Here is a 20021-nt window from a genome sequence, read left to right as displayed (position 1 = left end):
GCAAAACGGTAACCTTGAGGTTACCGTTTTTCGTGTTTGCCGCTCTCTTTGTGGGAGAGAGCTGGATTCGCTTGCGTTAAACGCTGAACGAGGAGCCGCAGCCGCAGGTGCTTTTCGCGTTCGGGTTAGTCACGATGAAACGTGAACCTTCCAGGCCTTCGGTATAGTCGACGGCGCCGCCAACCAGATACTGCAGGCTCATCGGGTCAACCACCAGGCCGACGCCCTGTTTCTCGATGGTCATATCGCCTTCGTTGATCTGATCGTCAAAGGTGAAGCCATACTGGAAACCGCTGCAACCGCCGCCGGTGATGTACACGCGCAGTTTCAGGTTCGGATTATCTTCATCCGCAATCAGATGTTTTACTTTGTTCGCTGCGGCTTCGGTGAACTCCAGCGGCAACGCTACGTCATCACTCATTTTTTGCTCCCATTGATACTTCCGGCCGATTAAAGAATAACCGGGCCTTTTGAGCCATTATCTAATACCCTGGTAAATCGTTCAAGTATTCTCCCGGGGTACCTGCTGCGCTTTCGCCGCCTCTTCGGCCTTCTGTTTCGCCAGGGTACGCTGCAGAATGGTCGAATACAAAGGCTTACCTCCGAGGAACTGCGCCAATAGTGTTGCCCCAAGGCAGGTAATAATCATTGGCAAAATGAGCTGATAGTTATCGGTCATCTCCAGCACCAGCACAATTCCGGTGAGCGGCGCGCGTACCGAAGCCGCCAGCAACGCCCCCATCCCGGCGATAGCGAAGGTACCGGCATCCAGATGATAGGAGGGAAACAGCGGGATGGCAGCCATGCCGAATGCCGTTCCCAGCAGCGTCCCCAGCGCCAGCATCGGGGCGAAAATCCCTCCCGGCGCGCCGGAAGAGAAGCACAGCAGCGTGGTAATGACGCGAGCAATAAAGATGAACAGCAGCAGCCCAACCGAGAAGTTACCGGCAGCAGCGATCGGGATAAGGTTAAAACCGCCGCCTACCGCCGTTGGCTGCATCAGGCCCAACAGACCGCAAAGGCCGCCGATAAGCCCGCCAATCAACACCCATTTTTTGATATTGCCGCCGTGGAAGCGCTGGAACATATCCTGCGTCCGCAGCACCAGAGCATTAAACAATGGCCCGAAACAGCCAAAGATCATGCCCAGCACCAGATACAGCCACAGGGTATTCACCGGCGCATTGCTTAACTTGCCGACTTCGATAATCGCCCCTTCGCCGTTAAAAATACGAAACACGATGCTCGACATGATCACGCCGGTAAACACGGCTTTAATCGAAATCAGATTGTAGCGGAACTGCGGGCGCATCTCTTCGATGATAAAAAGGATGCCCGCCAGCGGCGCGTTGAAGGCCGCGGAGAGGCCTGATGCCGCGCCGGTGGCCAACAGCGTGTGCCGCGCTTCCGGGCTGCGCAGACGAAACACATCCACCACCATGCGCCCGATATTGCCGCCAAGCTGCACCATCGGCCCTTCGCGCCCCAGCACCATCCCGGCGCCCAGCGTCCCCATACCACCGATGAATTTTACCGGTAGCACGCGCCACCAGCGTACCGGGCGCAACTCTTCCAGCGCGCCTTCGATTTCCGGGATCCCGGAACCGCCGGCCTCCGGCGCAAAGCGGCGCACCAGAAAATAGCCAACCATCGCCAGCAGCCCCGACAGAATGAAGGCCAGCGGCCAGACGAGGTACCAGTGGTCCGCCACCTGCACCAGGGCGCCAATTCGCTGGTTCTGCACCCAGTTCACGCTCTTTTCAAACGCCACGCCCACCAGCCCGGCCAGCGTGCCGACCACCGCCGCCATCAACAATACCGCCAGCGGCGTTTTGTCGCGTTGAATCAAACGGCGGACCGCATCGCTACGGCGCACGCGAACAAACTGATGTGCTTCAAAAGAGGGAGTTTCTGCTTTCATGCCATTATCATTTATTGGTAATACAAATGAGAAGAGAGGCATTCTAGCCGCCTCCGCGCCGCGCGTCGCCAAAAAATTGTTTCGTCCGCTTAATGTTTCAATTGGGCAAAACTTTCATAACCTTCATGGAATAACTTAGAATAGCCCGATAACTTTATTCACGAACCAGGATCCTGGCCATGAGCAAATCTGAAAATCTGTATAACGCCGCCCGCGAACTTATCCCCGGCGGCGTCAACTCGCCGGTCCGCGCCTTTACTGGCGTCGGCGGCACCCCGCTGTTTATTGAACGTGCGGATGGCGCCTACCTGTACGATGTCGATGGTAAAGCTTATATCGATTATGTCGGTTCCTGGGGCCCAATGGTGCTGGGTCACAACCATCCGGCCATTCGTAACGCGGTGATTGAAGCGGCAGAGCGCGGGTTAAGCTTCGGCGCGCCAACCGAAATGGAAGTCAAAATGGCGGAACTGGTTACTGAACTGGTGCCGACCATGGATATGGTGCGCATGGTAAACTCCGGCACCGAAGCCACCATGAGCGCCATTCGCCTGGCACGCGGCTTCACCGGCCGCGACAAAATCATCAAGTTCGAAGGATGCTACCACGGTCACGCCGACTGCCTGCTGGTGAAAGCCGGCTCCGGCGCACTGACTCTCGGCCAGCCGAACTCGCCGGGCGTACCGGCGGATTTTGCGAAGCATACCCTGACCTGCACCTATAACGATCTTGCCTCGGTACGCGCGGCGTTTGAGCAGTATCCGCAGGATATCGCCTGTATCATCGTCGAACCGGTGGCCGGTAATATGAACTGCATTCCGCCGCAGCCGGAGTTCCTGCCGGGCCTGCGCGCACTGTGCGACGAGTTTGGCGCGTTGCTGATTATTGACGAAGTGATGACCGGCTTCCGCGTCGCGCTGGCGGGCGCCCAGTCTTATTACGGCGTGGAGCCGGATCTGACCTGTCTGGGTAAAATCATCGGCGGCGGTATGCCGGTGGGCGCTTTCGGCGGTCGCCGCGAGGTCATGGACGCGCTGGCGCCGACCGGTCCGGTATACCAGGCCGGTACGCTGTCAGGCAACCCTATCGCCATGGCCGCAGGCTTCGCCTGCTTAAGCGAAGTGGCGCAGCCGGGCGTGCATGAAACCCTGACCGAGCTGACCAATCAACTGGCGGATGGCCTGCTGAACGCGGCGCGCGAAACCGGGATCCCGCTGGTGGTGAATAATGTCGGCGGCATGTTCGGTATCTTCTTTACCGATGCCGAAACCGTCACCTGCTATCAGGATGTGGTGAAGTGCGATGTTGAACGTTTCAAGCGTTTCTTCCACCTGATGCTGGAAGAAGGGGTTTACCTCGCCCCGTCGGCGTTTGAAGCCGGCTTTATGTCCGTCGCCCATAGCGAAGCGGATATCAACAACACTATCGATGCCGCGCGTCGGGTGTTTGCCAAACTGTAAGGTACTTGAATGCCTGGTGGCGCAGGGATTTTCCCGGAGGCGGTGCATTGCGCCTTATCCGGGCTAGCAAATCGAGCAGCGCTGTAGCCCCGGTAAGCGCTAGCGCTACCGGGGATTTTCCCCGGAGGCGGCGCCTTGTCCGGGCTACTAAATCGCACAACACTGTAGCCCCGGTAAGCGCTAGCGCCACCGGGGATGTTGAGGCTATCGGGATCGTTAGCGGCTCTGCTTTCTCAGCAAATAGATAAAATACGGCGCGCCGATAAACGTCGACAATAGACCTGCCGGGATTTGGTAGGGGAACATTATCATTCGCCCGCACCAGTCGGCGAACATCAGCAGCATCCCGCCAATCAGCCCGGAAATGACCATATGCGGCATCGTCCGGCGAAAGCCCATCATCCTCGCAATGTGCGGCGCCATCAGGCCAACAAAACTTAACGGCCCAACGGTTAGCGTCGCCGTTGCCGTCAGGCTCGCCGCCAGCAGCAGCAACCCAATACGCGATGGCGTCAATGCCATCCCTACCGCTCGCGCCGCCTCGCCGCCGAGCGGCAGGATGGTCAGCCAGCGGCGACAGAGCGGCGCCAGCGCCAATAGCGCCAGCATTACCACGCCGCTACGCAGCACCATCTCAGGCGTCGCGCTATAGGTCGAACCGGACATCCACGTCAGGATCTGCGCCATGCGCGGATCGCCGCTGGCCTGTAGCATCATCAATAGCATGGTGAAGGCGGTACTTAGCGCCATCCCCGCCAGCAGCATCCGGTGCGGCGAGAATCCGCCGCGCCCGGCGGCGACCAGGATGACCAGCAGCGTCGCCGCCGCGCCAAGACTGCCGGCTGGCAGCAGCCAGACAAAAGCGTTGCCCGGCACGAAGAACAGCATCAACACCACGCCGAACGCCGCGCCGGAGCTGATACCCAGCACTTCCGGGCTGGCCATCGGGTTACCGGTCAGGCGTTGAATAATACAACCCGCGACGGCAAGCATCACCCCGGCGAACAGCGCCGAGAACACCCGCGGCCAGCGCCAGGGCATCAATTGTTCCAGCAGATCGCCGCTGGCCCATTGCCACCCCTGCGCATCGCGGCCAAAGGTCAGCGCGGCGGTTACCGCCAACAACATCAGCGCCAGTCCGCCCAGCGCGAACCACTGCACGTTGCGGCGCTCAATCAGCGCTTTATCGCCGCCATTCATCACCGGCGCGCTGATGCTACGCAGCCGCGGCAGCAGCCACAGTAATAAAGGCGCGCCAATCAGCGCGGTGACTGACCCGGTAGACACTTCTCGCCATATCCGGCTGAGCCAGAGAATAATTTGGTCGGAAAGCCACAGGATCAGCGCGCCAAGCAGCGCCGCCAGCACCAGCCGCGATAGCAGGCGGCGGGCGCCGAGCATTTTCGCCAGTAGCGGCGCGAACAGACCGATAAAGCCGATAATACCGACCGCGTTGACCAGCAGCGCGCTTATTACTATCGCCAGGGTCAAGACGCCAAGGCGCGCCAGAGAGAGCGCCAGCCCGAGATTCCGCGCCACGCCATCATCCAGCCCCATCAACGTTAACGGGCGTAACAACAGCAGCGTCAACATCGCGCCGCCAAGCAGCTGCGGCCACAGGCGCTGCGCCACGCTCCAGTCGGTCTGCGTCAGCGTACCGGTACTCCACAGGAACATGCTTTGCAGCTGGTCGTGATGGAAAATCACCATCAGTTGATTGACCGCGCCGCAATAGAGACTCACCACCAGACCGGCCAGAATCAGCGTCACCGGCGATAGACGTTTGCCCCACGAGACGCCGAACACCAGCGCGCCGACCAGGCAAGCGCCAGCCAGCGCGGCAAACTGCGACGCCAGCACACCGGGGATCGCCCATAGCGTCGTCACCGTCATTCCGAGCTGCGCGCCGGTGGCGACGCCGAGCGTGGTCGGCTCCGCCAGCGGGTTACGCAGTACCTGCTGGAACAGTACGCCAACGAGCCCCAGTCCGGCGCCGACCAGCAGCGATACAGCCAGCCTCGGCAGCAGGCTGTAATGGAACAGCATCTGGGCGATATTATCGCTATCCGGCTGCCACAGCGCCTGACGCCACTGCGCGTAAGGTAAAGCCACCTGAAGGTTAACGATGCTCAGCGCGAAAGCGGCAACCAGCAGTACGGCCAGCAGGATCATGGCTAACGGCGAGAAACGCGCGTTCATACTGCCCTCCCCTGCGCATCGGCCAGTACGCGGGCGAAATGCATCGCCGACAGCGTCGCGCCATAGAACCACACCGCCGGAAGACGCTGGAAACGCCCGGCGCGCACGAAAGGCATCGCCTGCCACAGCGGGGTCGCCATCAGTTGGGCCATCTCCCGATCGTTGCCATGATCGAAACAGATAACATCGGCTTCTTTAAATTCCGCCAGCCGATCGATGCCTACGGTGATACTGCCCCAGAATGCCGCTTCGCCGTGCCAGGCGTTTTTGATGCCAAAGCGATCGAGCACTTCCTGGAACAGGCAGTTCTCGCCGAATACCAGTACATGGCGAGCATCAAGTAGCGAAATCATCAGCAGCGGACGATCGTCACGGTCGACAAATCGTGGACGCAGGCTTTCCATCAACGCGTCGAACTCCGCCAGATGGCGCTTCGCCTGCTGTTGCTTACCCAGCAGGTCGGCCATTTCCTGCAGCGAACGCTGGGCCATCGCCAGCGGCCGTTTGCCGTCGCTGAAGGTGAAACCGCGACCGGGCGCGATACGCGCCAGCTTTTCCGGCGACGGGCCATAGCCTGCTGACCAGACGATAAACGACGGTTTCATCTGCGTCAGTAATTCAAGATTGGGTTCAGTGCGCAGGCCGACATCAATCACCGAGGCGGGTAACGCCGGTTCATTCACCCACAGGTTATAGTTGGGAATGTCGGCCACGCCGTAGGGCGTAACGCCGAGCGCCAGCAGCAGTTCGGCCGGCAGCCACTCCAGCGCGACGACGCGCTGCGGATCAACGTTCGCCGCCTGCGCGCCGCGCATCTGCCACAGCAGCGGCGACAGCGCCATTGCCGTCAACAGGCGTCGGCGTGAGAAGAAGTTCGAATTTTCCATCAATAGACAAAACTTACCGGCGCTGCGCCCGCCGGGTGCGGCAGGATCCCCATCGGGATGCCGTAGATTTGTTCCAGCGTTTCGCTGCGCATCAGTTCCGCCGGCGTCCCCTGGGCGATCATTTCGCCGCCGCGCAGCGCCACCAGATAATCGCAATAGCGGGCGGCCATATTAATATCGTGCAGGACCGCGATCACCGTCAGGCCACGCTGCTGGCTGAGACGATGCACCAGCGCCAGCACATCGACCTGATGGGCGATATCCAGCGCCGACGTCGGTTCATCGAGCAGCAAACAGCGGCTATCCTGCGCCACCAGCATGGCGATCCACGCGCGCTGGCGTTCGCCGCCGGAAAGACTGTCCACCAGCCGATGCGCCAGCGGTTTCAGCCCCACCAGCGCAATGGCCTCTTCTACTTTTTCGCGATCCGCCGCGCCGAAGCGCCCCAGCGCGCCGTGCCACGGATAGCGACCAATCGCCACCAGTTCGCGCACCGTCATCCCTTCCGCCGCCGGCAGTTGCTGCGGCAGATAGGCCACTTTGCGGGCAAACGCCTTGCTGCTCCAGCTGTCCAGCGGCTGGCCGTCAAGCAGCACATCGCCCTCGGAAGGCGGCTGATGGCGGCCAAGCATTTTCAGTAACGTGGATTTGCCGGAACCGTTATGGCCTATCAGGCCAGTGACTTTTCCTGCCGGGAAGGTCAACGAAAGGGGATGAAGCAGCGTGCGGCCAGGCACGCGAAAGGTCACGCGATTTAACGCAAACGTCGTTTCAGAGTACGGAGTCTGTTCCTGCATAGCAACAACCTGATATTGGGCGCGGCGAACCGCGCCCGTAAGTAGTTAGAAGCGGAAGGTTGCGGTAGCAACAACCTGACGTTCTGCGCCCCAGAAACAACCATATGTTTCAAAGCAGCTGGCAACATATTCACGATCGAGCAAATTATTAACGTTCACCGCGATATTTGAACCAGCCATACCAAAGCGCGCCAGATCATATTTGACAACAGCATCCATCACCGCAGCACTTCCTACCTTAAAGGTATTTGCTGGATCTCCATAACTGGAGCCGATAAAACGACCACCAGTACCAAGGGTTAAGCCAGACAAGGGCCCATCGTAGAAGGTGTAATCCCCCCACAACGAAGCCATGTGTTTAGGTACTTGAACAACCGTATTTCCTTTCAGATTAGTATCTTTGGTATAGATAGCATCCGTGTAGGTATATGAAGCGGTCATATTGATATTGGCATTCAAAGCCGCTTTCGCCTCTAGCTCAACACCCCGAGAACGAATTTCACCTGCCGGAACCTGATTAAGTGCATTGTTAGGATCCGCCATCAATGTATCTGACTTAGTTAGCTGGTAAACGGCACCAGTAACAACAACGGGCATATCTTTCGGCACATATTTCACCCCCGCTTCGTACTGCTCACCTTTAGAAGGCTCATAGGCAACACGTGGAGTACTATACAAGCTAAAAGCATTCGGTTCGAAGGACTGGCTGTAACTAACGTACGGCGATATTCCGTTATCAAACAGATAGTTGATTCCCCCACGCCAGGTAAATTGGTGGTCATTACGCTCAATATAACCATTGTCACTACGTACGGTGGTCGCTTGTTTAGACCAATCGTAGCGCCCGCCCAACGTCAAAACCCATTTATTCCACTCGGCTTGGTCCTGAAGATAAATCCCTGTCTGCTTACTTTCATTCATTTGATAAGGAACAGCATCACCAAAATCAACGCTGCTCATAGACGGTAAATTATTAAGATCAAGTGACGGTGCATTACCAAACAGGGCACTAATATCGTTACGCATACGCATATAGTCGACACCAGTCAGCAAAATATGATCGACGTTCCCTGTTGAAAAATTGCTTTGCAGCTGGGTATCAACACTAAAATTCTGTAAACGCTCGTTATCAACGACTGTACCTCGTCCTAAATAATGAGCCTGCTGCTCTGGAGTCAGTGATTGGCAATAGGAGTTGAAGGCATTCATACTGTTGTTGCACAGCCCGGTACCATAGGCGCTTTTCTGCGCAACCTTCATTTCAGAGAAACGTAAATTCTGGCGTACTGTGAAGGTATCGTTAAAACCATGCTCGAAACTATAACCCACCATCTTTTGATTACGTGAATAGGTATTATTAGTCGCGCCTTCGTTAAAGCTGGTTGGTAGATGGCCGCCATTAGGGAGTGGCTGAACAGTACCTTCTTTCGGCAACCAACCGTAATAACCCGTTTCCGGCTCATTTTGGAAATAGGATAAGAAAGTAAAGTTCGTCTTATCGTCAGGACGCCATGAAAAAGAAGGCGCTATCGCATAGCGCTGCTGCTCCGCATTCTGTTGCTGTTCATTATTAGAGCGAGCAACCCCCGTCAAACGGTACGAAAACACACCATCCTCATCCAGTGCGTCACTAAAATCAAAACCTGTCTGGAACAGGTTATCTGTTCCCATCTTAAACTGAACTTCTTTTAGTGGCTCAGTCGTAGGCCGTTTACTAACCATACTGACAATGCCACCGGGATTACTTTTCCCATAAAGTACCGATGTTGGCCCGCGCATTACCTCAACGCGCTCCAGCATGTACGGATCAACGACAGCATCGTTGTAAAAATCGCCTTGTAACTTCAACCCGTCTAGATAGTTATTCTGGTTCAAGCCTACTGACGAGAACCCCCGGATGATAACAAAATCATAAGTGTTCGATGCACCCCGGCTGCTAACCGTCACCCCAGGCGTATATCCAAGTGCTTCCTTAACGGATTGGAATTGATGCATTTGCATCTCTTCATTTGTCACCACGGAGATAGATTGCGGCGTTTTTTCAATGGGAGTATCGGTTTTGGTCGCCGTGGCGGAACGCTTCGCCGCGATAGTCGGGGCCGGCCCCCAGGCGCTTTCCTGGCTGGCGGGCGCCGCGGTAACGACGAGGGTTTCTTCTTTCGGTTGTTCCGCAGCCTGTGCATAAACAGACATGCCGCTAACCGCCGTGGCTACTACGACTGCGATTTTACGCAGCGAGTGATTTGGCTGAGCAGTTTTAAGACGCGCCATTGGTATATCTCTGATGAAAGTGAATGATAACGTAAACGAGAATTATTATTATGACGGGTGACATAATAGGCGAAACGCGGAATCTAAGGCAAGCGCTATGCCGGGCAGGAAGCGCCAAGGGATTAATAAATAACCAGACGGTTATTAAGGAGTTATCACGGTGTTACGCAGATGCCTGCAATAAAAAAGCCCCCTAATACCTTCGTATTAAGGGGCTGTTCAGACGTTCGGCTTAAACGGTTTTAGTTGCCGCCAAACATATCTTTAATCCAACCGGCAACGCCATCGCTCTTCTCCTGCTTCGCAGGTTGCTGCTGTTGCTGCTGCGGTTGGTTAGCAGGCTGCTGCTGCCCGGACTGGTTGAACGGGTTATTGGCTTCCTGTTGTTGCTGCTGCTGTTGCTGCAGGGCTTCGCCCTGACGGCACAGCGCATCCGGCGAGGTGGTCCACACCGGCAGCGTACGCATACCGCCGCTGCACTGGAAGTAACCATTGCTGTCCACGCCCATATCCACCACGTCTTCCGGCGGCGTCAGCGCCAGCGGCGTCGGGGTCTGGTTAGCCAGGTAGCGCTGATAAATCGACATCGCGCCGCTGGCCCCGTACAGCTTGGTCGGCTGGTTGTTATCGCGGCCAACCCAGGTAATCGTCACCTGGCTGCCATCGATACCGGCAAACCAGGTATCCACGTTGTTGTTGGTGGTCCCGGTTTTACCCGCCAGATGCAGGCCAGGATATTTGGCACCAAGCTGACGGCCGGTACCGCGCTGCACCACCTGCTGCATGGTCCACAGGGTCATATAGGCCGCCTGCGCCGGAACGGCGCGTTCCGCCTGCGGGTAGCTCTGGTACAGCACCGTACCATCTTCAGCAATCACGGAACGCAGCGCCGACAGCGTCGCGCGGTTACCGCCGCTGGCGATGGTCTGGAATGCCTGCGCCACTTCGATTGGCGTCAGGTTAAGGGCGCCGAGGATCATCGCCGGTACCGCATTCAACTGGTCTTTCGGCACGCCCAGCTTCTGCCAGGTATCGGTGATCGCCGGCAGCCCCAGCGACATCCCGAGGTTAACCGTCGGCACGTTCATCGAACGGGTCAGGGCATCCACCAGCATCACCTGACCGCTAAAGCGGCGATCGTCGTTCTGCGGCGACCAGGTCTGGCCGTTCGACAAGCGAATCGTCACCGGCGCATCGGCAATCCACGTATTCAGGCGATACTGGTTCGGCTGGCTCAGCGCGGTCAGATAAGTGGCCGGTTTTGCCAACGAACCAATCGAACGACGCGCCTGCATCGCGCGGTTGTAGCCGGCAAATTGCGGCTCCGCGCCGCCGACCATCGCCCGGACTTCACCGGTAAAGCGATCGACCACCACCATGGCGGTTTCCAGATCCGGCAGCTTACGCTGTTTCTTCAGCACCGGGATCCCTTCAATGGCCGCTTTTTCCGCCGCATCCTGAGCCACCGGGTCAAAGGTGGTAAAGATCTTCACGCCGGAGAGATCTTTCACTTTATCGCCCAGTTTCGCCTGCAGCTCCTGGCGCACCATCTGCATGAACGCCGGCTGCGGTGAAATCACTCCGCCGCGCGGCTGCACGCCCAGCGGACGCGCGCTCAGCATATCGTACAGCTCCTGGTCGATAATATTCTGCTGCTGCAGCAGACGCAGCACCAGGTTACGCCGCTCCAGCGCCAGTTTCGGGTTACGCCACGGGTTATAGATTGACGCCCCTTTGACCATCCCGACCAGCAGCGCCTGCTGATCGAGGCTCAGCTCTTCTACCGGACGGCCAAAGTAGTACAGGCTCGCCAGCGGGAAGCCGCGGATTTCATTATCGCCGCTCTGACCGAGGTACACCTCGTTCATATACAGCTCAAGGATACGATCCTTGCTGTAACGGGCGTCAACAATGAGCGCCATATAGGCTTCGTTGGCCTTACGCCAGTAGGAGCGCTCGCTGGACAGGAACAGGTTCTTCACCAGCTGCTGGGTCAGGGTACTCGCCCCCTGCACCGTACGCCCCGCCGTCAGGTTCGCCAGCACCGCGCGGCCCATTGAGTACAGGCTGATGCCGTCATGCTCATAGAAGTGGCGGTCTTCGGTCGCCAGCAGCGTATCCACCAGCAGATCCGGGAAACCGCTGCGCTTCACGAACAGGCGCTGCTCGCCGTTCGCCGACTGCAGCATGGTGATCAGGCGCGGGTCGAGACGGAAGAAACCGAACTGACGGTTGTTATCCATATTCTCGATGGTATCCAGATGATCGCCATCGAAGGTCAGACGCGCGCGCACCTGCCCCTCTTTGCTATCCGGGAAATCGAACGGACGGCGGATCATTTCGATGCTGTTAGCCTGTACGGTGTATTCGCCAGGACGCGTCATTGCGCTGACCTGACGGTACTGGGTCGCATTAAGCAGGCGCACCATCTCGTTTTTGCTGATCTGCATATCCGGCTCAAGGTTGACCATCCGGCCATACACTGCCGCCGGCAGTTCCCAGACTTTACCGTCAATACGGCTGCGAATTTTCTGGTCGAGGTAGACGCCATAGGCGGCAATAATTACCGCAAAGACAATCCCCAGCTTAACCAGCAGCCACAGCCAGCTGCGCTTACGACGAGGCTTGTTGCCTTTGCCCTTTCCTTTCTTCGGCATTGGTCGTTCATCCTCATAATCGTCATCGTAATCATCGTCGTAGTCCTCTTCCCGGACCCGGCGACGGGTGACTTTTTGTTTTGCCGGGCGTGAAGGTCTCCCTTTACGTCCGATAGGCTCGCGGTCATCTCCCGCCATGCTTTTTCTCCGCAACTTTCAGGCGTAAAGGCCTGATTCTCAATACTTCCCCCTGCAGGAGGAAGAAGATATCTCTCAATTTCACACCCGCCGCGCTGCCGCGGCCGACGTCTTTCATATCATCTTCGAAGAATAATTCATTAAACAAATCATATAATTATCTGTTTAAGCTGAAGAATATCTCCGGACATAGCACGAATTGTCCAGGCCACAGAGAATAGCACTAATCCGCGCCATTCTTAACCAGCATTTTACAACCGTAAAACGCGATAAACGGTAAAATATGATGTTTTTTAATAACATAAATGTTGCGTCGCGTGACTGCGGCCAGCGATTTTCGGAACCACGCCCACAGCAAGGGCGCGGTGCCTCAGGAGTATTTTTTCGTCCGCCGGGTGGGGGCGGTGTTCGCCGGGTCATCCGGCCAGACATGTTTCGGATAGCGCCCTTTCATCTCTTTTTGCACCTCGCGGTATGCCCCCTGCCAGAAGGCGCTTAAATCCCGGGTAATTTGTAATGGTCGCTGCGCCGGCGAGAGTAACTCCAGCACCAGAGGAACCCGCCCTTCGGCAATGCGCGGCGTCGTCGCCTCGCCAAACATCTCCTGCATCCGTACCGCCAGCGCCGGCGGGTTATCTTCATGATAGCGAATAGCGATACGGCTGCCGGTCGGCACCGTGTAATGGGTCGGCAGCTCGCTATCCAGCTTCTGGCGTAACGTCCACGGCAGCCAGTTTTGCAGCGCCTGCCGCAGGTCTACCGCCTTGAGCGACCGAAGCGAATGCACCCCGGTCATCTGCGGCAACAGCCACGCCTCCAGCGAAGCTAACAGCGATGCGTCATCAACGGCGGGCCAGTCCGCTTCCGGCAGCCACTGCGCGGCGCAGTGCAGCCGCAGGCGCAGTTGTTCAGCCTCCGGCGTCCAGTTCAATACCCCGAGCCCCTTATCGCGAATACCGTTGAGCATTGCCTGATGCAGCTCCGCTTCCGACGGTTTCGCCAACGGCTGAGTTTTTATCACCAGCTGGCCAATGCAGCTACGCCGCCAGGCTTTTAGCGTCCCCTGCGCTTCATCCCACTCCACGGTATCGGAGCGTTGTATCAGCTCAGGACGCTGCGCCACCAGTTGATCAATATCCAGCGGCAGCGCCAGCAAAATTCGCGCATCGGGTGCCGAACTGCCCTGTAGTAGCAGCGGCGCAATTAGCCATTCGTGACGCCCGAGCGCGTCATCGGCATCCAGCATCGCCCCCATGCCGTTAGCCAACTGATAGCGCCCTTCCTGGCCGCGTCGACGGGCAATCCGGTCGGCAAACGCTGGGGCCAGCAACGCCGCCATCCGCTCAGCATCAGGCTGACCGCCGCGGCTGGCCAGTCGCTTCAATAACTGCTGCGTCCGCTGCTGCCAGTTGCCCTGCTGGCGCGCAAACGCGGCGCCTAAATCGCTGCTGCCGCCGCGCGGCGGCTCCTCAAGAATAGCGGCGAGTTTCGCCGCCGTCGCCGCGTCATCCGCGGAATCGGCCGCTGTCAGCATGGCCGCCAGACGAGGGTCGTTACCCAGCGTCGCCATTTTGCGCCCGTGAGCCGAAAGGCGTTCGCCCTCCAACGCCGATAACGCCGTCAACAGACGCCGCGCCGCCGCCAGATTGATCGCCGGCGGTAGATCCAGCCAGCGAAGCTCGGCCGGATCGCGGCAGCCCCACTGCAGCAACTCCAGCAGCAGCCCCGACAGATCGCTTTGCAGAATTTCCGGCTCGCTCTGCGCCGCCGCGCGCTCCGCCTGCTCTTTCGCCAGCAGATGCAGGCAGATCCCCGGCTCCAGACGCCCGGCTCGACCGGCGCGCTGGGTCATTGACGCCTGGCTTATCCGCTGGGTGATTAGCCGGGTCAGGCCGGTGCGCGGATCGAAGCGCGCGACCCGTTCCTGAGCGCTGTCGACCACCAGGCGAATGCCTTCGATCGTCAAACTGGTTTCAGCGATATTAGTCGCCAGCACCACTTTGCGCATCCCGGCAGGCGCCGGGAGAATCGCTTTGCGCTGTTCGCTCAGCGGCAGCGCACCGTATAACGGACATAACAGCACATCGCTGGCTACACGCTCGCTCAATTGTTCCTGTACGCGCTGAATTTCGCCAACGCCGGGCAGGAATAACAGCATCGAGCCCTGCTCCTCACGCAGCAGATCCGCGGCGGCGATCGCTACCGCTTCGGCAAAACGCTGATGGCTCGCCAGCGGCGCAAAGCGACGTTCAACCGGGAACGCGCGCCCTTCGGAAACCACCACCGGCGCCTCCGGCAACAGACGCTGCAGACAATCGTTATCCAACGTCGCCGACATGATCAGCAACTTGAGATCGTCACGCAGCCCCTGCTGGACGTCCAGCAACAACGCCAGCGCCAAATCAGCCTGCAGGCTACGTTCATGAAATTCATCGAGGATCACTAGCCCCACGCCGGAAAGTTCCGGATCGTGCTGCAAAGTGCGGGTTAAGATCCCTTCGGTGACCACTTCCAGGCGGGTATTTGGCCCTACGCAGCTTTCAGCGCGCATCCGGTAGCCTATCGTTTCTCCCGGTTTTTCTCCCAGTAGCTCCGCCAGACGCTGAGCGACGTTACGTGCCGCCAGCCGCCGCGGCTCCAGCAGTATAATCCGGCCATCAATGTTGCCGTCGGCGAGGATCTGTAACGGCAGCCAGGTTGATTTACCCGCGCCGGTAGGCGCATTAAGCAACACCTGCGGCGCCTGCTGCAGGGCGGAAAGAAGTTCGGGAAGAATTGCGGCAACCGGCAATGAGGACACGAAGGGCTCCGGAGGTTAACATTCGAGGGCAAGCATTGTAGCATCCCCGTAGTTCATTACCGAGTCTCTATCATGTCCGAGCCGAAACGGCTGTTTTTCGCTCTTGAACTGCCGAAAGCGATACAGAAACAGATTATTCATTGGCGCGCCGCCCATTTTGCCGACGATGCCGGAAGGCCGGTCGCCGCCGATAACCTGCATCTGACGCTGGCGTTTCTCGGCGACGTCAGCGCTGAAAAACAGCGCGCGCTGTCGGCGATGGCCGGACGCATTCAGCAACCGCCCTTTACCCTGACGCTCGACGACGCCGGCCAGTGGCTGCGTTCGCGCGTAGTCTGGCTCGGTACCCGCCAGCCGCCGCGCGGCATGCTGCAACTGGCAAATATGTTGCGCGCCCAGGCGGCGCGGAGCGGCTGCTATCAAAGCCCGCAGCCGTTTCATCCGCATATCACCCTCCTGCGCGACGCCCGCCACGCGGTGCCGATCCCGCCGCCGGGTTTTTGCTGGCAGGTGCCGGTCAACGAATTCGTGCTTTATGAGTCCAGCTTTATCCGCGGGCGCACCCGCTACAACGCGCTGGAACGTTATCCATTTACCAGGGAACTCTGATGCTGTTCACTCCGCCTTTGCAGTCCGCCACTTTAATTAAACGTTACAAACGGTTTCTGGCCGATGTCATCACGCCGGAGGGCCAGGCGCTGACGCTGCACTGCCCGAATACCGGCGCCATGACCGGTTGCGCCGCGCCGGGAGATACCGTCTGGTATTCCACTTCCGATAATCCTAAACGTAAATATGCGCATACCTGGGAATTAACTGAAACCCGGCAGGGGGCCGTCATATGCGTTAACACCTTGCGGGCAAATACCCTGGCGAAGGAAGCGGTACTCGCCGGAAATATCCCTGAGCTTGCCGGGTATAACATTATGAAAAGCGAAGTAAAATATGGTGAAGAAAATAGCCGAATCGACCTTATGTTACAGGCAGAAGACCGCCGTAACTGCTATATTGAAGTGAAATCGGTTACGTTGGCGGAAAAAGAGTACGGTTATTTTCCCGATGCCGTTACCGCACGCGGTCAGAAGCACCTGCGGGAACTCATGAGCGTCGCTGCCGCGGGCCATCGGGCCGTGATTTTATTCGCCGTGCTGCATTCGGCGATAGACCGTTTCTCACCCGCGCATCATATTGATGCCAAATACGCACAGCTGTTGATAGAGGCGCAGGAAAAGGGGGTAGAAATTCTCGCCTGGAAAGCGGAACTTTCTACCAAAATGATGACTCTGAATAAGCCGATCGCCGTGGCGTTAACCCCCGGTAATTAAAAGGCTAAATTGTGTCCGGTTCGCGAGCGCAAATACGCTTTTCTTCACAGCGTTGTCAAGTGTAACGTTTAGATAATTGCTATCCGGAAAAGCATCTGCTATTTATAGCGGCCTGATTTTTCCCCCACATGGGGATCGATAGTGCGTGTTAAGGAGAAGCAACATGCAAGAAGGGCAAAACCGTAAAACATCGTCCCTGAGTATTCTCGCCATCGCTGGGGTGGAGCCGTACCAAGAGAAGCCGGGCGAAGAGTATATGAACGAAGCCCAGCTGGCGCACTTCAAGCGCATTCTTGAAGCATGGCGTAATCAACTCAGGGATGAAGTGGATCGCACCGTAACGCATATGCAGGATGAAGCTGCTAACTTCCCGGACCCGGTCGACCGTGCCGCGCAGGAAGAAGAGTTCAGCCTGGAGCTGCGTAACCGCGACCGCGAACGTAAACTCATCAAGAAGATTGAGAAAACACTGAAAAAAGTCGAAGACGAAGACTTCGGCTTCTGCGAATCCTGTGGCGTGGAGATTGGCATTCGCCGTCTGGAAGCGCGTCCAACAGCTGACCTGTGCATCGATTGCAAGACGCTGGCGGAAATTCGCGAAAAACAGATGGCGGGTTAATTCCCAGCTACCTCACTCTCTGGCGGGAGTTTCTCCCGCCTGATTCCCCTTGTGTTTAACATGACCGATTCAGACTATATAGGGCGCTTTGCTCCCTCACCTTCCGGCGAACTCCACTTCGGCTCATTAATCGCCGCCCTTGGCAGCTATCTACAGGCGCGGGCGAAAGGCGGTATCTGGCGCGTACGCATTGAAGATATCGACCCGCCGCGGGAAGTTCCCGGCGCCGCCGACACCATTTTGCGCCAGCTCGATCGCTACGGTCTACACTGGGACGGCGAGGTACTGTGGCAGTCCCAGCGGCACGATGCCTATCGCGAGCGCCTCGCCTGGCTGCGCGATCGGGATCTCTGCTACTACTGCACCTGCACCCGCGCGCGCATTCACAGCGTCGGCGGGATCTACGACGGTCACTGTCGCGATTTGCGCCTTGGCGCCGAAAACGCCGCGTTGCGCCTGCGCCAGACCCGTCCGGTACTGGAATTTTATGACCAGTTGCGCGGGACCCTCGTCGCCGACGAACCGCTGGCGCGGGAAGATTTCATCATCCATCGTCGCGATGGGTTGTTCGCCTATAACCTGGCGGTAGTGGTTGACGACCATTTTCAGGGGGTCAGCGAAATCGTCCGCGGCGCCGATCTCATCGAGCCAACGGTACGACAAATTTCGCTGTATCAACACTTTGGCTGGCCTGTACCAGATTACGTACACCTGCCGCTGGCGCTGAATGCCGAAGGTAATAAGCTCTCAAAACAGAACCACGCCCCGGCCCTGCCGGAGGGCGATCCGCGCCCGGAAATTGTGCGGGCATTAACATTTTTGAATCAGGATGTCGTTGAGGATTGGCAAGCCCTGAGTATTGACGATTTACTCAAACAAGCGATAGCCAACTGGCAGCCAGCAAAAATCCAGCATTCTCAAATGGCTCCCGCTGAGCTATGATTAGCCGCTATTTTTGCTCGTCGCCCTTCAGGTTGCCCCTGAATTTGCCGTTTAAATGCAACCTGAAGCCCATAGAGTAATGTTTTATCCGAAGTTCGTCTGACACTACGAGGTGCACCATTTTTACCCGAGTCGCTAATTTTTGCCGCAAGGTGCTAAGCCGTGAAGAGCGCGAGGCAGAGGCTGCCGCCGTCGAACAAACGCATATGACGGTGATCCCGCGTGAACAGCATGCAATTTCCCGCAAAGATATCAGTGAAAACGCGCTCAAGGTGCTCTATCGACTGAACAAGGCGGGCTACGAAGCTTACCTGGTCGGCGGCGGCGTTCGCGACCTGCTGCTGGGCAAGAAACCAAAAGATTTTGACGTCACCACCAGCGCGACCCCGGACCAGGTACGTAAACTGTTCCGCAACTGCCGCCTGGTTGGCCGTCGCTTCCGCCTGGCGCACGTGATGTTCGGGCCGGAAATCATTGAGGTCGCCACCTTCCGCGGCCATCACGAAGGCCACACCAACGACCGCGTCACCTCCCAGCGCGGCCAGAACGGCATGCTGCTGCGCGATAACATCTTCGGCTCTATCGAAGAGGATGCCCAGCGCCGCGACTTCACCATCAATAGCCTTTATTACAGCGTGGCGGATTTCACCGTACGCGACTACGTTGGTGGAATGCGCGATCTGCAGGAAGGGGTGATACGCCTGATTGGCGACCCGGAAACCCGTTACCGTGAGGATCCGGTGCGCATGCTGCGCGCGGTTCGTTTCGCCGCCAAACTGCATATGCGCATCAGCGCCGAAAGCGCCGAGCCAATCCCACGTCTGGCTACCCTGCTGCACGACGTACCGCCGGCGCGTCTGTTTGAAGAAGTGCTGAAACTGCTGCAGGCGGGTTATGGTTATGAAACCTACCAGCTGCTGCGCGAATACAGCCTGTTCCAGCCGCTGTTCCCGACGATCACCCGCTACTTCACCGAGCGCGGCGATAGCCCGATGGAACGCATCATCATTCAGGTGCTGAAGAACACCGATAACCGCCTGCATAACGATATGCGCGTTAACCCGGCATTCCTGTTCGCGGTCATGTTCTGGTATCCGCTGCTGGAAATGGCGCAGAAAATCGCACAGGAGAGCGGGCTGGCCTATTACGACGCCTTCGCGCTGGCAATGAATGACGTGCTGGATGAAGCCTGCCGGACGCTGGCGATCCCTAAACGCATCACCACCCTGGTGCGCGACATCTGGCAGTTGCAGCTTCGTATGTCCCGCCGTCAGGGCAAACGCGCGTGGAAACTCATGGAGCATCCGAAGTTCCGCGCCGCCTATGACCTGCTTGAACTGCGCGCAGGCGCCGAGAACAACCACGAACTGCAGCGTCTGGCCAAATGGTGGGGCGAGTTCCAGGTGGCCGCGCCGCCGGAACAGAAAGATATGCTCAACGACCTCGGCGACGATCCGGCTCCGCGCCGCCGCCATCGCCGCCCGCGTAAACGCGCGCCGCGCCAGGGTAACGCATGACCCTGGTCTATATCGCCATTGGCAGTAATCTCGCCTCGCCGCTCGAACAAGTGAATGCGGCTATCCGCGCGCTGGCCGACATTCCGGACAGCCGCGTGGTGAGCGTATCTTCACTGTACCGTACGCCACCGCTGGGGCCGCAGGATCAGCCTGACTATCTCAATGCCGCCGTCGCGCTTGAAACCTCGCTCGCGCCAGAAGCGCTGCTCGATCACACTCAGCGCATCGAACTGCAGCAGGGGCGGGTGCGCAAAGCCGAACGCTGGGGGCCGCGTACGCTGGACCTCGACATCATGTTGTTTGGCGACGCAATCATTAACAGCGAGCGCCTGACGGTGCCGCACTACGATATGAAAAATCGCGGTTTTATGCTCTGGCCACTGTTTGAAATCGCCCCGCTGCTCCACTTCCCCGATGGCCTCGCCCTTCGCACCGCGCTGGAAAATCTGGGCGCCGAAAAGCCTGCCATCTGGTAACCCCTACTCCCT

15 protein-coding genes are annotated in these 20021 nt (G+C 58.0%); 7 read left to right on the top strand and 8 right to left on the bottom strand.

Features of this window, described 5'->3' with window-relative positions; genetic code table 11:
- Positions 1 to 76 precede the first annotated feature (76 nt).
- Complete coding sequence (gene erpA / locus AC2CGP_RS19005; RefSeq protein WP_015368181.1) at positions 77 to 421, bottom strand: iron-sulfur cluster insertion protein ErpA; 345 nt, start codon at positions 419 to 421, stop codon at positions 77 to 79.
- An 81-nt stretch (positions 422 to 502) separates the two neighbouring features.
- Positions 503 to 1921, bottom strand: a complete 1419-nt coding sequence (gene clcA, locus AC2CGP_RS19000) for a H(+)/Cl(-) exchange transporter ClcA (protein ID WP_015368182.1) — start codon at positions 1919 to 1921, stop codon at positions 503 to 505.
- 179 nt (positions 1922 to 2100) lie between these two features.
- Here clcA and hemL point away from each other — a divergent pair, with 179 nt between their 5' ends.
- Positions 2101 to 3381 carry a glutamate-1-semialdehyde 2,1-aminomutase gene (hemL, locus tag AC2CGP_RS18995; protein WP_045359039.1) on the top strand — a complete coding sequence of 427 codons (1281 nt, stop codon included), beginning with the start codon at positions 2101 to 2103 and terminating at the stop codon, positions 3379 to 3381.
- A 216-nt stretch (positions 3382 to 3597) separates the two neighbouring features.
- Here the strand turns inward: hemL and fhuB are convergent, their stop codons facing one another.
- From fhuB to hrpB, 6 genes are all read right to left on the bottom strand, one after another.
- On the bottom strand, positions 3598 to 5580 hold the full coding sequence (gene fhuB / locus AC2CGP_RS18990) for a Fe(3+)-hydroxamate ABC transporter permease FhuB (protein WP_015368185.1): 1983 nt from the start codon (positions 5578 to 5580) through the stop codon (positions 3598 to 3600).
- On the bottom strand, positions 5577 to 6467 hold the full coding sequence (gene fhuD / locus AC2CGP_RS18985; RefSeq protein WP_032706657.1) for a Fe(3+)-hydroxamate ABC transporter substrate-binding protein FhuD: 891 nt from the start codon (positions 6465 to 6467) through the stop codon (positions 5577 to 5579). Before fhuD ends, fhuB begins: the two co-directional genes overlap by 4 nt.
- Positions 6467 to 7264, bottom strand: a complete 798-nt coding sequence (gene fhuC, locus AC2CGP_RS18980; RefSeq protein ID WP_015368187.1) for a Fe3+-hydroxamate ABC transporter ATP-binding protein FhuC — start codon at positions 7262 to 7264, stop codon at positions 6467 to 6469. The genes fhuD and fhuC overlap by 1 nt, the downstream gene beginning before the upstream one ends.
- 45 nt (positions 7265 to 7309) lie before the next feature.
- Positions 7310 to 9535 (bottom strand): ferrichrome porin FhuA, encoded by a 2226-nt coding sequence (fhuA, locus tag AC2CGP_RS18975; RefSeq protein ID WP_015368188.1) that lies wholly within the window; start codon positions 9533 to 9535, stop codon positions 7310 to 7312.
- A 242-nt stretch (positions 9536 to 9777) separates the two neighbouring features.
- Entirely contained in the window at positions 9778 to 12330 is a 2553-nt protein-coding gene (gene mrcB, locus AC2CGP_RS18970) for a bifunctional glycosyl transferase/transpeptidase (protein WP_015368189.1), read from the bottom strand.
- A gap of 370 nt (positions 12331 to 12700) precedes the next feature.
- Positions 12701 to 15130, bottom strand: a complete 2430-nt coding sequence (gene hrpB / locus AC2CGP_RS18965) for an ATP-dependent helicase HrpB (protein ID WP_484502440.1) — start codon at positions 15128 to 15130, stop codon at positions 12701 to 12703.
- Positions 15131 to 15202: 72 nt separating this feature from the next.
- On the opposite strand from hrpB, the gene thpR reads away from it, so the two are divergent.
- The 6 genes from thpR to folK all read left to right on the top strand — a co-directional run bounded on the left by thpR (position 15203) and on the right by folK (position 20009).
- Complete coding sequence (gene thpR, locus AC2CGP_RS18960) at positions 15203 to 15739, top strand: RNA 2',3'-cyclic phosphodiesterase (RefSeq protein WP_015368193.1); 537 nt, start codon at positions 15203 to 15205, stop codon at positions 15737 to 15739.
- Positions 15739 to 16455: a DNA/RNA nuclease SfsA gene (sfsA, locus tag AC2CGP_RS18955; RefSeq protein WP_484502439.1), complete on the top strand. Its 717-nt coding sequence runs from the start codon at positions 15739 to 15741 to the stop codon at positions 16453 to 16455. Before thpR ends, sfsA begins: the two co-directional genes overlap by 1 nt.
- A gap of 163 nt (positions 16456 to 16618) precedes the next feature.
- Positions 16619 to 17074: an RNA polymerase-binding protein DksA gene (dksA, locus tag AC2CGP_RS18950; RefSeq protein ID WP_007373199.1), complete on the top strand. Its 456-nt coding sequence runs from the start codon at positions 16619 to 16621 to the stop codon at positions 17072 to 17074.
- Between the two features lie 60 nt (positions 17075 to 17134).
- Positions 17135 to 18016, top strand: coding sequence for a tRNA glutamyl-Q(34) synthetase GluQRS (gluQRS, locus tag AC2CGP_RS18945; protein WP_015368195.1), 882 nt, complete (start codon positions 17135 to 17137; stop codon positions 18014 to 18016).
- 119 nt (positions 18017 to 18135) lie between these two features.
- Positions 18136 to 19533, top strand: a complete 1398-nt coding sequence (gene pcnB, locus AC2CGP_RS18940) for a polynucleotide adenylyltransferase PcnB (protein ID WP_026612395.1) — start codon at positions 18136 to 18138, stop codon at positions 19531 to 19533.
- Positions 19530 to 20009: a 2-amino-4-hydroxy-6-hydroxymethyldihydropteridine diphosphokinase gene (folK, locus tag AC2CGP_RS18935; RefSeq protein WP_015704426.1), complete on the top strand. Its 480-nt coding sequence runs from the start codon at positions 19530 to 19532 to the stop codon at positions 20007 to 20009. The genes pcnB and folK overlap by 4 nt, the downstream gene beginning before the upstream one ends.
- Positions 20010 to 20021: the final 12 nt, after the last annotated feature.

Source organism: Klebsiella sp. SYXHC3 (genome assembly GCF_057196925.1).
This window is presented reverse-complemented; position numbering and strand designations above follow the sequence as displayed.